The organism is Streptomyces sp. MMS24-W38 (assembly GCF_059889265.1).
In genome coordinates, this window is sequence record NZ_JCBCPP010000001.1 from 5072796 (window position 1) to 5087851 (window position 15056).

The window sequence follows — 15056 nt, forward strand, 5'->3', positions numbered from 1 at the left end:
GCCGGCATGGACCTCGAGACGTTCCGCAAGCTCGCCACCGACCGCCGGGTCATCCCGGTCACCCGCAAGCTCCTCGCCGACGGCGACACCCCCGTCGGCCTCTACCGCAAGCTCGCCGCAGAGCGCCCCGGCACCTTCCTGCTCGAGTCCGCCGAGAACGGACGCTCCTGGTCCCGGTACTCCTTCGTCGGCGTCCGCAGCGCCGCCACCCTCACCGAGCGCGCCGGACAGGCGCACTGGGAGGGCACCCCGCCCGTCGGAGTGCCGGCCGAGGGCGACCCGCTCGCCGCGCTGCGCGCCACGCTCGAAACCCTGCACACCCCGCGCGACCTCGCCCACGATCTCGGCCTGCCGCCCTTCACCGGCGGCATGGTCGGCTACCTCGGCTACGACATCGTGCGCAGGCTGGAGAAGATCGGCCCCGGCGAGCGGGACGATCTGCGACTGCCCGAACTGACCATGCTGCTCACCAGCGACCTCGCCGTCATGGACCACTGGGAGGGCTCCGTCTGGCTGATCGCCAACGCGATCAACCACAACGACCTGGACACCGGCGTCGACGAGGCCCACGCCGACGCCGTGGCCCGCCTGGACGCCATGGAGGCCGACCTCACCCGCGCGGTGGCCCAGCCCCCGGCCGTCCTCCCGCCCTCCGAGCTCCCCGACCACACCGCGCTGTGGGGCGGCCCCGACTTCCGTGCGGCCGTCGAGGACATCAAGGAACGCATCCGCGCGGGGGAGGCCTTCCAGGTCGTCCCCTCCCAGCGGTTCGAGACCCCGTGCACGGCGAGTGCCCTGGACGTCTACCGGGTGCTGCGGGCCACCAACCCCTCGCCCTACATGTACCTGTTCCGGTTCCCCCACGGGGACGGCGAGGCCTTCGACGTGGTCGGATCGTCCCCCGAAGCACTCGTGAAGGTCGACGACGGGCAGGCGATGGTCCACCCCATCGCCGGCACCCGGCCCCGCGGCGCCACCCCGCGGGAGGACCAGGCCCTCGCGGAGGAACTGCTCGCCGACCCCAAGGAACGCGCCGAGCACCTCATGCTCGTCGACCTGGGCCGCAACGACCTCGGACGGGTCTGCGAGCCCGGTTCCGTCGAGGTCGTCGACTTCATGTCCGTCGAGCGGTACTCGCACGTCATGCACATCGTCTCGACGGTCACCGGCCGGGTCGCGGCCGGCCGTTCCGCCTTCGACGTGCTCACCGCCTGCTTCCCGGCAGGCACCCTCTCCGGTGCGCCCAAGCCCCGGGCCATGCAGATCATCGACGAACTCGAGCCGTTCCGGCGCGGGCTGTACGGCGGCTGCGTCGGCTATCTGGACTTCGCGGGCGACTCCGACACCGCCATCGCGATCCGCACCGCACTGCTGCGCGGGGGCACCGCGTACGTCCAGGCGGGCGCCGGAATCGTCGCCGACTCCGACCCGGTGGCCGAGGACGTCGAGTGCCGCAACAAGGCGGCCGCGGTGCTGCGCGCCGTGCACACGGCGAACCGGCTGGGCATGGTGTGAGACGGTGCGGGACGGACCCGGCATGAGCCCCGGGATGAGCCCCGGGTGACGGTTCACGCCCGGTTCACGCGATAGTGGAGTACGTGACTGCTGTACCTCCCCCCCGTTCCCCTCGTTCTGAGGCTGCTGGTTCCGCCCGCGCCGGCCGCCTCAGTCTCGCCGTCGCCCTGCTGTGCGGGGCCCTGGGCGCTGCCGTGGCCCTGCTCGCCACCCGGCAGCAGTGGTCCCAGGGCACCGCCACGGTGGCCGGCGGCGCCTTTCCCCTGACCGCCAACGGCAGTGACGTCACCGGCGTCCCCGCCGCCCTCGCCGTGGTGGGCCTGGCCGCGCTCGTCGCCGTCTTCGCCGTCCGGCGGACCGGACGCCTCGCCGTCGCCGCGCTGCTCGCCCTGTCCGGGGCGGGCATCGTCACAGCCGCCCTGCTCGGTGCCTCCGACAGCTCCGCGCTCGACGACAAGGCCGCCGAGGTCTCCGGCGACACCTCCGCCACGGTGGCGGCCCTCAGCCACACGGCCTGGCCCTACGTCGCGGCCGTGGGCGGTCTGCTGCTCCTGCTGGCCGGCGCGCTCGCCCTGCGCTACGGCAGGCTGTGGCCCGCGATGTCCGGCCGCTACGAGCGCGGCGGTGCCCCCCGGCCACGCCGCGCGGCCGCCGCCGATCCCGACCGGCCTGAGGAACTGTGGAAGGCCCTCGACCGCGGGGAGGACCCGACCGGGACCTGAACCGGGCCGCACCGCGGCCCGGTCGAGCGCCGGAAGGCGTGTGTGCCGCGCGGAGGAGCACCCCCGCTGACGGCACGCGCGCGGGTGCGGGACAATGAGTCCGAGCATCCTGCTCAGACAAGTACACGGCAACGAGGAGCAAGCAATGGCGGGCAGCAGCCACGGTCACACCCCGGCCGCCTGGACCGGTGTCATCATCGCCTTCATCGGTTTCTGCGTCGCGAGCCTGTTCATGGTGGTGAGCTCGCCGGTCGGCTTCTGGGCGGGCATCGGCATCGCGCTGCTCGGCGGGGCCGTCGGCGGGATCATGAGCAAGATGGGCATGGGCAAGCCGAAGCACGTCCACCCCCTGAACCAGGCCGGCGACCGCGAGCCGGCCCGCGCCCAGAGCTGAACGCCGGGAGCACTCCGGAACAGGGGCGGTCGGCACACGGGTGCCGCGACCGCCCCTGACGCGTGCGCGCGGGGCACAATGCCCCCTGTGAACGCCGTCAGCCCCCGCACGCCCCGTGAGTCCCGTGCACCCCGCGGCAGGGCCGCACGACTGGCCCTCCCCGCCGGAGTGCTCGCCGCCGTCGCCGGAGCCTTCGCCTACGTCGGAGCGGTGGACCCCAACGAACCCGGCCACTACCCCGTCTGCCCGCTGCTGCGCTTCACCGGCCTGTACTGCCCCGGCTGCGGCGGGCTGCGCAGCGCCCACGCCGTCGTCCACGGCGACCTCCTGGCGGCCCTCCAGGCCAACGCGCCCGCCGTCCTCGGCTACGCGGCCCTCGCCGTGCTCTGGACCGCATGGGTGGCCCGCGCGGCGCGTGGCAAGCCCCTGCGCATCGACCTGCCACCCGCACTCCTGTGGTTCCTGGGGGTGTTGGTGCTGGTCTTCACGGTTGTCCGGAACCTGCCGTTCGGCGGCTGGCTACACCCTTGACCAACTGGTGAACGTCCAGCCAGTGGGACCGGCATCCACCGGATGCGAGGGGTACGCCCCATTACGGATACCATCGCAATGACCACCGGTTTCGTCCGGCGACCCGACCATGAGGGCGGGGACGCCCCGGGACGGAAGCGAACGCACTGAAGACGGACCGTCTGGAAGGGGGCCTCTCGCGTGAGTGTGCTCGACGAGATCATCGACGGAGTCCGTGCCGACCTCGCGGAGCGGCAGGCGCGGGTGAGCCTCGACGAGCTCAAGGAGCGCGTGGCCAAGGCACCCCCTGCCAAGGACGGCGCGGCCGCCCTGCGGGGCGAGGGCGTCAAGGTGATCTGCGAGGTCAAGCGCTCCAGCCCGTCCAAGGGCGCGCTCGCCGCGATCGCCGACCCGGCCGGACTCGCCGCCGACTACGAGGCGGGCGGCGCGGCCGTCATCTCCGTCCTCACCGAACAGCGCCGCTTCGGCGGCTCGCTGGCCGACCTGGAGGCGGTCCGCGCGCGCGTGGACATCCCCATCCTGCGCAAGGACTTCATCGTCACCTCGTACCAACTCTGGGAGGCGCGGGCGCACGGCGCCGACCTCGCGCTGCTCATCGTCGCCGCCCTCGACCAGCCGGCCCTGGAGTCGCTGATCGAGCGCGCCGAGTCCATCGGGCTCACCCCGCTGGTCGAGGCGCACGACGAGGAGGAGGCCGAGCGCGCGATCGACGCGGGCGCCAAGGTCATCGGCATCAACGCGCGCAACCTCAAGACCCTCGAGGTCGACCGCGGCACCTTCGAGCGGATCGCCCCCGAGCTCCCGGACCACCTCGTCAAGGTCGCCGAGTCCGGCGTCCGGGGCCCGCACGACCTGATCGCCTACGCCAACGCCGGCGCCGACGCCGTCCTGGTCGGCGAGTCCCTGGTCACCGGCCGCGACCCGAAGACGGCGGTCGCCGACCTGGTGGCGGCGGGCGAGCACCCGGCGCTGCGGCACGGTCGCGGCTGACCCCCCGGTAGGCTTGGCTCCGATGACACTCCCGATCACCCTGACCGCCAGGGACCCGTACGCGCGCCTCGCCCGCGGCTGCCGCCCGCGCGGCTGCCGCGCGCCCGCGCGCCGGGTCCACGGGCGCCGGGTCCGGTACGTGATCGGTGACGAGCCGGGTCAGGTCAACGGCATGCGATGGCAGCGCCCCTTCCAGGGGCGCGGGACTGTGCCTGACCACGTGCGGCTCCGTCGCGCGGACGCGACGAGCCGCCCACGGCCCGCAGTGGCCTGACACCCCCGCCCCCCACGGCGATCAGTGACCGAGAACAACGCTCACCGTGAGGTTTTCGCATGCCCAGCCAGTTCTTCATCCCCGACCCGGAGGGTCGGACCCCCAGCGCCGAAGGCTACTTCGGGGCGTTCGGCGGCAAGTTCATCCCGGAGGCGCTCGTCGCCGCCGTGGACGAGGTCGCCGTCGAGTACGACAAGGCCAAGGCCGACCCGGAGTTCGCCCGCGAACTCGACGACCTGCTGGTGAACTACACCGGCCGCCCGAGCGCCCTCACCGAGGTGCCGCGCTTCGCCGAACACGCCGGTGGCGCCCGGGTCTTCCTCAAGCGTGAGGACCTCAACCACACCGGCTCCCACAAGATCAACAACGTGCTGGGCCAGGCGCTGCTCACCCGGCGCATGGGCAAGACCCGGGTCATCGCCGAGACCGGCGCCGGCCAGCACGGCGTCGCCACCGCCACCGCCTGCGCCCTGTTCGGCCTCGACTGCACCGTCTACATGGGCGAGATCGACACCCGGCGCCAGGCCCTCAACGTGGCCCGGATGCGCATGCTCGGCGCCGAGGTCATCGCCGTGAAGTCCGGCAGCCGCACACTCAAGGACGCCATCAACGAGGCGTTCCGCGACTGGGTCGCCAACGTCGACACCACGCACTACCTCTTCGGCACCGTCGCCGGACCCCACCCCTTCCCCGGCCTGGTGCGCGACTTCCACCGCGTCATCGGCGTCGAGGCCCGCCGTCAGCTCCTGGAGCGCGCCGGACGGCTGCCCGACGCCGCCATCGCCTGCGTCGGCGGCGGCTCCAACGCCATCGGACTCTTCCACGCCTTCATCCCGGACGCCTCGGTACGGCTGATCGGCTGCGAACCCGCGGGCCACGGCATCGAGAGCGGCGAGCACGCGGCCACCCTCACCGCGGGCGAGCCCGGCATCCTGCACGGCTCGCGTTCCTACGTCCTCCAGGACGACGAGGGCCAGATCACCGAGCCGTACTCCATCTCGGCCGGGCTCGACTACCCGGGCATCGGACCCGAGCACGCCTACCTCAAGGACTCCGGCCGCGGCGAGTACCGCGCGGTCACCGACGACGCCGCCATGCAGGCGCTGCGGCTGCTGTCGCGCACCGAGGGCATCATCCCGGCCATCGAGAGCGCCCACGCGCTGGCCGGTGCCCTGGAGGTCGGCAGGGAACTCGGCGAGGACGGGCTGATCCTGGTCAACCTGTCCGGCCGGGGCGACAAGGACATGGACACCGCCGCCCGCTACTTCGGGCTGTACGACACCGCTGCCACCGACGCCACAGCCGGCACCGCCACCACGGACAAGACCGTCGCCGCCGACGCGGACACCGACACCGCCGAGATCGAGAGGGACGCCAAGTGAGCGGGAACGTACAGCTGCTGAGCGACACCCTCGCCGCGGCCAGGTCCGAGGGCCGGGCCGCCCTCATCGCCTACCTCCCGGCCGGGTTCCCGACCGTCGACGGCGGCATCGACGCCGTCAAGGCCGTCATCGACGGCGGCGCCGACGTCGTGGAGGTGGGCCTGCCGCACAGCGACCCCGTCCTCGACGGGCCCGTCATCCAGACCGCCGACGACATCGCCCTGCGCGGCGGCGTCCGGATCGCCGACGTGCTGCGCACGGTCCGGGAGGCGCACCGGGCGACCGGGAAGCCGATCCTGGTCATGACGTACTGGAACCCCGTCGACCGCTACGGCGTCGAGCGGTTCGCCACCGAACTCGCCGAGGCGGGCGGCGCCGGGTGCATCCTGCCCGACCTGCCCGTCCAGGAGTCGGCGCTGTGGCGGGAACACGCCGACAAGCACGGCCTCGCCACCGTCTTCGTCGTCGCGCCCAGCAGCAAGGACGAGCGGCTCGCCGAGATCACCGCGGCGGGCAGCGGCTTCGTCTACGCCGCGTCCCTCATGGGGGTCACCGGCACCCGCGAGTCGGTCGGCACGCAGGCCGAGGAACTCGTGGCACGCACCCGGGCGAGCCGCGCCGACCTGCCGGTGTGCGTCGGGATCGGCGTCTCCGACGCCACCCAGGCCGCCGAGGTCGCCCACTTCGCCGATGGTGTGATCGTCGGCTCCGCCTTCGTCAAGCGGATGCTGGACGCCCCCGATCCGGCCGCCGGGGTCCAGGCCGTGCGGGCACTCGCCGGTGAACTCGCCAAGGGCGTGCGCGGACAGGCGTGACCACGCCGTTCCCGGGCCGGACACCGCGGTTTCCGGCCCGGGAACCGCGGGCGGCCGGTCATCCGCAGACCGTCAGCAGACAGTCATACGGGTCCCTCGTACGGGTGGACCTGGGGCCGGGGAGGCGCGGTGCGCCTCCCCGGTTCGTTCTGCGGGGTGTGAGCGAGAAGAATCGTGAGGGAAAGCGCACCGCCCGGGAGCGGCTGGCGGTCGAGCGCGAGAAGCAGAAGACGGCGGACAGGCGCCGCCGCACCCTGATCGTGGGTGCGAGCGTGCTCTGTGTCCTGGCGCTCGCGGCGGTGATCGGAGTCGTCGCCGCCAACGCCGGGAAGGACGACGGAAGTGAAGAGGCCGGCCCGGTGGTGGCGCCCTCGGGGGCCCTCGGCAAGGACGGCCTCGCCATCCCGGTCGGCAAGGAGAACGCCAAGTCCACGCTCACCGTGTGGGAGGACTTCCGCTGCCCCGCCTGCAAGTCCTTCGAGCTGGCGTACCGCCCGACCCTGCACGAGCTGACCCGGTCCGGCCAGCTGAAGATCGAGTACCACCTGGTCACGCTCATCGACGGCAACATGGGCGGCACCGGCTCCCGCAACTCCGCCAACGCGGCGGCCTGCGCCCAGGACGCCGGCAAGTTCGCCGAGTACCACGACGTGCTGTTCGACAACCAGCCCCAGGAGACGGACGACGCCTTCGCCGACAACGGCAAGCTCTTCGAGCTGGCAGGCAAGGTCGACGGTCTCGACACACCCGCCTTCCGCGGCTGTGTGGAGGACGGCACGCACAACAGCTGGGTCGGAAAGTCCCAGGAGGCCTTCCAGAAGGGCGGCTTCTCGGGCACACCGACCGTCCTGCTCGGCGACAAGAACATCTACCAGGACAAGACGATGACGCCGGCGAAACTGAAGGAGATGGTCCGGAAGGCCAACCAGGAGCAGTAGGCGTGCCCTCCCGTTATGGAGCCGTAGCCGGGCCGCCCGACGTGGGACCGGTCCGGCACGGTAGCGTCGACCCTGCCATGGAACTTGCCTACATTCCCAGCCCGTCGAGCGGGGTGCTGCACCTGGGCCCCATCCCGCTGCGCGGCTATGCCTTCAGTATCCTCGTCGGCCTCTTCGTCGCCCTCTGGATCGTCGACCGCCGGTGGGTGGCGCGCGGTGGCCAGAAGGGCACCGCCTGGGACATCGCGTTCTGGGCGATCCCGTTCGGTCTGGTCGGTGGTCGTCTCTACCACGTCGTCACCGACTACCAGCTCTACTTCGGAGAGGGCCGCGACTGGGTCGACGCCTTCAAGATCTGGGAGGGCGGCCTGGGTATCTGGGGAGCCGTCGCCCTGGGCGCCCTGGGTGCCTGGATCGGCTGCCGGCGTCGGGGCATCGCCCTGCCGCCGTACGCCGACGCCGTGGCCCCCGGGCTGGCGCTGGCGCAGGCGATCGGACGCTGGGGCAACTGGTTCAACCAGGAGCTGTACGGGCGGGAGACGGACCTTCCCTGGGCCCTGCACATCACGTCCACGGCGGGCGGCCGGGTGCCCGGGTACTACCACCCGACGTTCCTGTACGAGTCGCTGTGGTGCGTCGGTGTCGCCCTGCTGGTCATCTGGGCGGACCGTCGCTTCAAGCTCGGGCACGGGCGGGCGTTCGCACTGTACGTCGCGGCGTACTGCGCGGGCCGGTTCTGGATCGAGTACATGCGGGTCGACGAGGCCCACGACATCCTGGGCCTGCGGTTGAACAACTGGACCGCGATGATCGTGTTCGTGCTCGCGGTGGTCTACATCGTGGTGTCGGCGAAGAAGCGGCCGGGACGCGAGGCCGTGGTGGAACCGGGCGCGGCCGCTGTCTCCGGTGGTGCGGCCGAGGCCTCCGGTGGGACCGGGACCGGCGAGAAGGGCAAGGCGGACTCCCCGGAGGCGAAGGACGACGCCGAGCCGGCGAAGGGCACCGAGGCGGGCGAAGACGCCAAGGCCGGGGACGACGCCAAGAGCGAAGACGCCAAGAGCGCCAAGAGCAAGGAAGACGCCGAGGCCGGGGACGACGCCGAGGCCGAGGAGGACGCCGGGGCGGATTCCGGGGACGCCCGCTCCAAGGACGGGGCCGGCTCGGCGAAGAAGAGCTGACGGCCTGCCGGACTTCTGCGACAACGACGCCGTGGGGCGCCCGGAGATTCCGGGCGCCCCACGGCGTGTGTGGCCCTCAGACCCGGCGGGCCAGGGACAGGACGCGCAGGCCGGCCGGCGGTGGGCCGGGTCACGGGCGGGAGGCCTCCAGGTGGGTCAGACGGGCCAGGGTGTCGAAGCCGATGCCGTCGAAGGTGCCGATGGAAGTGGCCAGCCGGTTCTTCAGCGGGGCCGTCCAGCGTTCGGGGAGTGCGGCGGGGGAGCCGGCGAGGAGAGCGGCGACGCCGCCGGCGGTCGCGCCGTTCGAGTCGGTGTCGAGGCCACCGGACACGGCGCGGCAGATCGCGCCGGTGAAGTCGCCGTCCGCGTGGGTGAGGGCGGCGGCGATCAGCGCGGTGTTGGGCACGGCGTGCACCCAGTGGACGTCCGCGTGCCGGGTGTGGATCGCGTCGACGACGGTGGCGAAGTCATCGTGCTCGTGCGCCAGTCGCACGGCGTGGCGCACGGCGCGGGCGAGTCGGGAGCGGGGCGGCACGACGGCGAGACCGGCCTGCAGACAGGCGTGGACGTCCTGGCCGCCGCTGCCGCTGCCGACGGTCTGGTCCGCGGCGGCGGTGGCGATGACGGCCGAGGCGAACATCGCGGCGTAGACGCCGTTGGCCGTGTGGGTGAGGGTCGCGTCGCGATGGGCCTGTTCCGCCGCGCCCGCCGGGTCTCCGGGGTTGGTCCAGCCGTGCACGTCGGCGCGGATCAGGGCGCCGATCCACTCGCGGAACGGATTGCGGTGCCGGGCGGTGCGCGGGGGCTCCAGGCCGCTCAGGAGGTTGCGGTAGGCGATGCGTTCGGCGGTGAAGGCGCGGCCCGCCGGGAGTTCGTCCAGCCAGAGCCGGGCCACGTCCGCGGTGGTGAAGTCCCTGCCGTACCGCTGGAGCAGCAGCAGGTTGAGGAGGGGGTAGTCGAGGTCGTCGTCCTCGGGCATGCCGTCGATGTTCTCGGCGAGGGACGTGGCCGCGGAGCGACGGTTCCAGGGGTACCGGGCGGCCAGTTCCGCGGGGACTCCGCGGGCGGTGAAGTAGTCGTTCAAGGGCCAGTTCCCGGTGGCCCGGGCGAGCCGGCGGATGCCGTCGAGGGGGAGCTTCTCCACGGGCTTGCCGAGCAGGCAGCCGACGGCCCGGCCGAGCCAGGCGGCTTCGAGGCGGTCGGTACGGCGGTGGTCCGCGTCGACGCGGTCGGGAGCCGTCGGACCGGTGCCGGCGGGGGAGGGCCAGTCGGGGCACAGGGACTTGATCGCGGCGAGGCCCGTCGGCTCGTCGTCCGCCAGGCTGCTGGGCAGGTCGGCCAGTTCGTCCAGGAGGTCTCCGGCCAGCAGCCTGAGGTAGTGGGACGCCGGACGCGGGGAGGCGCCGGCGCGGAGCGGGGCCTCGGGGCCGCCCGCCGCGCGCCAGCGGGCCGCGACGGCCGAGGGCGTCCTGCCGTCCTGGGCCGCCTGGCGCAGCTCGTGGCCGATCAGGTCCTCCGGCTGGACCCAGGTCAGTCGGAGCATGCCGGGCCTCCCAACTCGGCGAACGCCCGTTCGTGGGCTCGGCGTCGGGAGACGTCGCGCGCGAAGACCTCGCAGGTCACCGCGGTCAGCGCGGCCGCGGGTGCCCAGAGGTCGAGACGACTGGCGTCCGCCACGGTCTTCGCCCAGTCCTCGGGGACCGGCGAGCCGAGGGCGCCGGTCACCGCCCCGGCCATCGTGGCGATGGAGTCGCAGTCCCGGCCGTAGTTCACCGCGCCCAGCACCGCCTGCCGGAAGTCGCCGCGGGACACCACCACCATGCCCAGCGCGATGGGGAGTTCCTCGACGGCGTGCAGCCGGGACGGCCGACGGGCGCCCAGCGAGGGGGAGCGGTAGTCGGGACCCACGGTGTCGTACGGGGCCACCGCCTCCCGCAGCGGGCGCAGCGCGGACTCGAAGTCCGGGTGCCGGGAGGCCTCTTCGCAGACCCGTTCGATCGCCTCCCGGGTGCCGTCCTTCGCCAGCGACAGGCAGGTGTCGACGACCGAGTCCGCACTCGCCCCCGGCGCGCTCGCCGCCGCCACGGCTGCGGCGAGCACCCCCGCCGCCTCCCGGCCGTACGACGACTGGTGGGCCCCCGCGACATCCAGTGCCTCGGCGTACGCGCCCGCCGGGTTGGCCGCGTTGACCAGGCCGACGGGGGCCATGTACATCGCGGCACCGCAGTTGACGATGTTGCCGACGCCCGCCTCACGCGGGTCGACATGGCCGTAGTGGATCCGGGCCACCAGCCACTTCTCCGCGAGGAAGATCCGTTGGAGCGGGAGCGCCTCCGCCTCCAGTTCCGGGATCCAGCGCGGGGTGCCCATCAGGTCCGGCACCAGGTGGTCGGCGACGGCATGGGCGTCCAGATGGTCCCGGACCCGCGCGTACACCCGGACCAGGGCGTGCGTCATGAGGGTGTCGTCGGTGACGTGTCCGTCGCCCTTGTGGTATGGGGCGATGGGCCGCGCGGTGCGCCAGGCGTCGCCGTTCCAGGGGCCGACGACACCGTGGACGCGGCCACCGTGGCGTTCGGCGATCTGCTCGGGGGAGTACCCCTCGACGGGGCCGCCGAGCGCGTCGCCGACGGCGGCTCCCACCAGCGCGCCGGTGATCCGCTCGTCCAGGGGCGCACCCCGGCCCCGCTTGTCGTCCTCTGTGAGCGTCATGTCCGAATCATCCCCCTGGTGGGGGTGGTTGCGCGGCTTCCAGCAGTCCGGCGAGTTCCACCAGGTCGGTGCCGGTGAACCGGGGGAGCGCGCAGCCGGAGAGGATGCGGCAGCTCTCCCGCCACGATCGGGGGATCGCCTCGCCGCCGCCCAGCGCACCGGTCAGAGCGCCCACGAGGGCGGGGGCGGAGTCCGCGACCCGGGACAGGCAGGCCGCGGCGGGGACCGCCTCCGCGATCCGGCCGCGGGCGGCGGTGGCGAGGGCGAGGGCGACGGGGACGGTTTCGGCGGCGGCGACACCGTAGCTGTAGACGTGGTCGACGATCTGGTGTTCCAGGAGTGGTACGAGGGCGAAGGCACCGTCGGTGTCCGCGGCGAGCCGCAGGGCGTGCCGGGCGTTGCGGCCGATCTCCGTCTCCTCGGGCAGCTCGGCGACCGCGGCGGCCACACACGCCGCCACGTCCGCTCCGGCCAGCGCGAGGGCGACGGCGGCGGCCATCGCGCGGGCGCCGTGCACCCCGTCGCCGTCCTGGGTGTAGCGGGCGTCGAACTCGGCGAGCGCCGCGGCGCGTCCGGGGTCCTCGGCGTGGGCGACGGCCAGGACACAGGCCCGTACACAGGCCGCGTCGTCGAAGTAGTGCGGGTTGTCGTGGCCGGTGGCGGGCGGACGCAGACCCGTGGCGAGGTTGCCGAGCCCGGCCCGTACGGAGATACGGGCGCGCAAGGGGAGCACGGCCGACTCGATCTCGGGGGCGCGGGCGGCCGCCGCGGCGACCTCGCCGGCCACGACGTTCCAGGTCAGGTCGATGGCGGCCCGGGTACGGCGTTCCCGGCTCAGGTCCCCCAGGACGCTGTCGTGGCCGGCCAGCAGGACGGCCTCGGCCGCGAACGCCGCCCACTCGGCGTCGTCGGAGGGGCCGAGCCGCAAGGGCTCCGGGGACTGGTTGAGGGCGATCGGTACGGGGAGGGTGGTGGTCGCGTTCTGCTCGGCGAAGGCGTCCAGCTCCCGGGTGAGCCGCCGGGTCCACTCGGGCATCCGGGCGGCCCGGTGCCGTGCGGCGGGCCAGCCGGCGGCGTCACCGGCGGCGAGGCCGAGGAGCAGGCCCTCGATGCGCGCCCGCGGCGGCGGGGCGGGAGGTGGGGTCATGCCGGGGCCTCCATGGCGTTGTCCGCTGCCAGGACGAAAGTGCCTGGTACGAGCAGGTCCGCGATGTCCAGGACGTGGTGGCCGGCCATCGCGGGGAGGCAGCTGCCGCGGGCCGGGCCGATGGCTGCGGCCCAGGCCTCCGGGATCGCGTGAACGCCCCGGGTCGCCCCCGCGAGGGCGCCCGCCACGGCCGCCGTGGTGTCGGCGTCGCGGCCCATGTTGACGGCCGTCAGCACCGCTTGTCCGAAGTCGCCGTCCGCCGCCGCGTACGCGCCGAAGGCGAGGGCGACGGCTTCGGGGGCCAGATCGGTCCAGGGGTAGCCACCGACCACGACGGCGGAGCGGACCGCGCGTTCGCCCAGGTGGGCGGCGGTCACGGCGCGGCGCAGGGAACGGGCGGTCCAGGAGTCCTCCGGCACCAGGGCCAGCGCGGAGGCGACGACGGTGACCACCGGTGCTCCCGTCATCGCCGCCGCCACGCCCGCCGCGACCGCCTGGCCGCCGTAGATGCCCTCGCCGTCGTGACTGACCGAGCCGTCGACGGCCGCCAGCCGGGCTGCCTCGGCGGGACGGCCGGCCGCGAAGACGCCGTGTGGTGCCGCCCGCATCGCCAGCCCGTCGCTCCAGGGGTGGCGGTGCTGGGCGGAGAGGGGGGCGGCCAGTCCCCGGCGGAGGTTCTCCAGGGTGCCGCGTTCGCTGAAGCCCGCGCCGCGGAAGGACCCCTCGGAGCGGTCCGCGATCCACTCGTGCCAGGCCGCCCCCACCTGCTCCGGGGTGAGCGCGGAGCCGTGCCGGGCCAGTAGCAGGCCGGTGAGGATCGCGTACTCGGTGTCGTCCGTGCCCGCGGGGTGCTCCGCGACGTACCCGGTGATACGGCCCCACCGGGCGCGGATCTCGGAGGGCCGCATGTTCTCGGCCGGGGCGCCCAGCGCGTCGCCGACGGCCAGGCCGAGCAGCGCGCCGCGTGCCCGCTCGCGGAGTCCGGCGGAGCCTTCGGGCGCCGGGGCGGAGGGGATGCAGGCGGTCGATGCCATACGCGGCTCTCCTCTCAGGGGCGCCCCGAGAGGCGCGAAGCCCTTTGCGGAACTGTCCCCGGTGAGGTGTGCGGCGCAGCCTCACACGCCTCAGCGTCACCCGGTCGACATCTGCGCGGCCCTCCGCACAGACGTGCAGAAACCGTAAAACCGCAGGTTAGCTCAGCCTTTCCTTGCTGGCGGAGGGGAATCGGGGGGAGTATCTTGAGCGTTGTAAAAAAATAGAACGTGTCTAAAGTTGCGTCTGCTCGCAGACGCTTTCGTGAACTCCCTGGGGGACTGCATGGCGATCATCGAGACCGAGGCGGCGCTGCACGAGGCGCACCGCGACAACCACACCCACCGGGACGTGAACGGCGGCTGGCTGCGCCCCGCCGTGTTCGGAGCGATGGACGGACTGGTCTCCAACCTCGCGCTGATGACCGGTGTCGCCGGCGGCTCGGTCGGTCAGCAGACCATCGTCATCACCGGCCTCGCGGGCCTGGCGGCCGGCGCCTTCTCCATGGCGGCCGGCGAGTACACATCCGTCGCCTCCCAGCGCGACCTCGTCGAGGCCGAACTGGACGTCGAGCGGCGCGAACTGCGCAAGCACCCCCAGGACGAGGAGGCCGAACTCGCCGCCCTCTACGAGTCCCGCGGGGTCGAGCCGGAGCTGGCCCGCGAGGTGGCCCGGCAGCTGTCGAAGGACCCCGAGCAGGCACTGGAGATCCACGCCCGCGAGGAACTGGGGATCGACCCCGGCGACCTGCCCTCGCCCACCGTGGCCGCAGTCTCCAGCTTCGGCGCCTTCGCGCTGGGCGCGCTGCTTCCCGTGCTGCCCTACCTGCTCGGCGCGAGCAGCCTGTGGCCGGCCGTGCTGGTGGCCCTGCTGGGGCTCTTCCTGTGTGGCGCGCTGGTGGCCAAGGTGACCGCGCGGACCTGGTGGTTCAGCGGGCTGCGGCAGCTCGCCCTCGGCGGCGCGGCGGCCGGCGTGACCTACGCCCTGGGGGCGCTGTTCGGAACCGCCGTCGGATGACCCGGCTCCACCCGGGCCGGCTCCACCCGGCCCGGTTCGGACGGCCCGGTTCGGATCACGCGGCTCGCTTGATCCGGCCGGGCCGTCCGGTGATCCGGCTCCGCTTTCGTGCGACGGACCGCACAAGTAGCTGTTACTCGTTGGTTTCGACCGCGTGACGACGGGGCATGAGCCGAAAGCGCTGCGGGTAATGAAGCCCGTGACGCACCCGCGAGGAGGGGCGAGGACGCCCTGCCCCCGCCTTCGGACCGGCGGACACCGATCTGTCCGCCCCGGTCTCCACAGCCTCCACCGCCAGGCGCGGAACCCTGCCGTGACCTGCAAGGTGTCTGCACAATGGGATGAAAAATCCCCCTTTCCGGGACCTCGCCCATCGTGTAATCTGCACGAAATTTCGCAGTCACGCAGA

General features: G+C 73.2%; 15 protein-coding genes. 11 read left to right on the top strand and 4 right to left on the bottom strand.

Annotation, left to right across the window (positions count from 1 at the left end; all coding sequences use genetic code 11):
• The first annotated feature begins 6 nt into the window (after positions 1-6).
• The 10 genes from AC6F7H_RS22065 to lgt all read left to right on the top strand — a co-directional run bounded on the left by AC6F7H_RS22065 (position 7) and on the right by lgt (position 8739).
• Positions 7-1515, top strand: coding sequence for an anthranilate synthase component I (locus AC6F7H_RS22065; protein WP_500758638.1), 1509 nt, complete (start codon positions 7-9; stop codon positions 1513-1515).
• 74 nt (positions 1516-1589) lie between these two features.
• Complete coding sequence (locus tag AC6F7H_RS22070) at positions 1590-2237, top strand: TIGR02234 family membrane protein (protein ID WP_500758639.1); 648 nt, start codon at positions 1590-1592, stop codon at positions 2235-2237.
• Positions 2238-2382: 145 nt separating this feature from the next.
• Positions 2383-2631, top strand: coding sequence for an HGxxPAAW family protein (locus tag AC6F7H_RS22075; RefSeq protein ID WP_500758640.1), 249 nt, complete (start codon positions 2383-2385; stop codon positions 2629-2631).
• 78 nt (positions 2632-2709) lie between these two features.
• On the top strand, positions 2710-3162 hold the full coding sequence (locus tag AC6F7H_RS22080) for a DUF2752 domain-containing protein (RefSeq protein ID WP_500758641.1): 453 nt from the start codon (positions 2710-2712) through the stop codon (positions 3160-3162).
• A 180-nt stretch (positions 3163-3342) separates the two neighbouring features.
• Positions 3343-4152, top strand: a complete 810-nt coding sequence (trpC, locus tag AC6F7H_RS22085; protein ID WP_500758642.1) for an indole-3-glycerol phosphate synthase TrpC — start codon at positions 3343-3345, stop codon at positions 4150-4152.
• Positions 4153-4174: 22 nt separating this feature from the next.
• Entirely contained in the window at positions 4175-4426 is a 252-nt protein-coding gene (gene trpM, locus AC6F7H_RS22090) for a tryptophan biosynthesis modulator TrpM (RefSeq protein ID WP_500758643.1), read from the top strand.
• Between the two features lie 59 nt (positions 4427-4485).
• The gene (gene trpB / locus AC6F7H_RS22095) at positions 4486-5808 is read left to right on the top strand and encodes a tryptophan synthase subunit beta (RefSeq protein ID WP_500758644.1); all 1323 of its coding nucleotides are present in this window, start codon (positions 4486-4488) and stop codon (positions 5806-5808) included.
• Positions 5805-6623, top strand: a complete 819-nt coding sequence (trpA, locus tag AC6F7H_RS22100) for a tryptophan synthase subunit alpha (RefSeq protein ID WP_500758645.1) — start codon at positions 5805-5807, stop codon at positions 6621-6623. Before trpB ends, trpA begins: the two co-directional genes overlap by 4 nt.
• A gap of 158 nt (positions 6624-6781) precedes the next feature.
• Positions 6782-7561: a DsbA family protein gene (locus AC6F7H_RS22105; protein WP_500758646.1), complete on the top strand. Its 780-nt coding sequence runs from the start codon at positions 6782-6784 to the stop codon at positions 7559-7561.
• A gap of 77 nt (positions 7562-7638) precedes the next feature.
• Positions 7639-8739, top strand: coding sequence for a prolipoprotein diacylglyceryl transferase (gene lgt, locus AC6F7H_RS22110; RefSeq protein ID WP_500758647.1), 1101 nt, complete (start codon positions 7639-7641; stop codon positions 8737-8739).
• A gap of 130 nt (positions 8740-8869) precedes the next feature.
• Here lgt and AC6F7H_RS22115 read toward each other — a convergent pair whose 3' ends face one another.
• The 4 genes from AC6F7H_RS22115 to AC6F7H_RS22130 are packed head-to-tail and all read right to left on the bottom strand — an operon-like array spanning position 8870 to position 13632.
• On the bottom strand, positions 8870-10282 hold the full coding sequence (locus AC6F7H_RS22115) for an ADP-ribosylglycohydrolase family protein (protein WP_500758648.1): 1413 nt from the start codon (positions 10280-10282) through the stop codon (positions 8870-8872).
• Positions 10270-11451 (bottom strand): ADP-ribosylglycohydrolase family protein, encoded by a 1182-nt coding sequence (locus tag AC6F7H_RS22120; RefSeq protein WP_500758649.1) that lies wholly within the window; start codon positions 11449-11451, stop codon positions 10270-10272. The genes AC6F7H_RS22115 and AC6F7H_RS22120 overlap by 13 nt, the downstream gene beginning before the upstream one ends.
• Positions 11452-11458: 7 nt before the next feature.
• Positions 11459-12598 (bottom strand): ADP-ribosylglycohydrolase family protein, encoded by a 1140-nt coding sequence (locus tag AC6F7H_RS22125; RefSeq protein ID WP_500758650.1) that lies wholly within the window; start codon positions 12596-12598, stop codon positions 11459-11461.
• On the bottom strand, positions 12595-13632 hold the full coding sequence (locus AC6F7H_RS22130) for an ADP-ribosylglycohydrolase family protein (RefSeq protein ID WP_500758651.1): 1038 nt from the start codon (positions 13630-13632) through the stop codon (positions 12595-12597). The genes AC6F7H_RS22125 and AC6F7H_RS22130 overlap by 4 nt, the downstream gene beginning before the upstream one ends.
• 283 nt (positions 13633-13915) lie before the next feature.
• Here AC6F7H_RS22130 and AC6F7H_RS22135 point away from each other — a divergent pair, with 283 nt between their 5' ends.
• A complete protein-coding gene (locus AC6F7H_RS22135) occupies positions 13916-14647 on the top strand; it encodes a VIT1/CCC1 transporter family protein (protein ID WP_500761992.1) in 732 nt (243 codons plus the stop codon).
• The last annotated feature ends 409 nt before the right edge of the window (positions 14648-15056 follow it).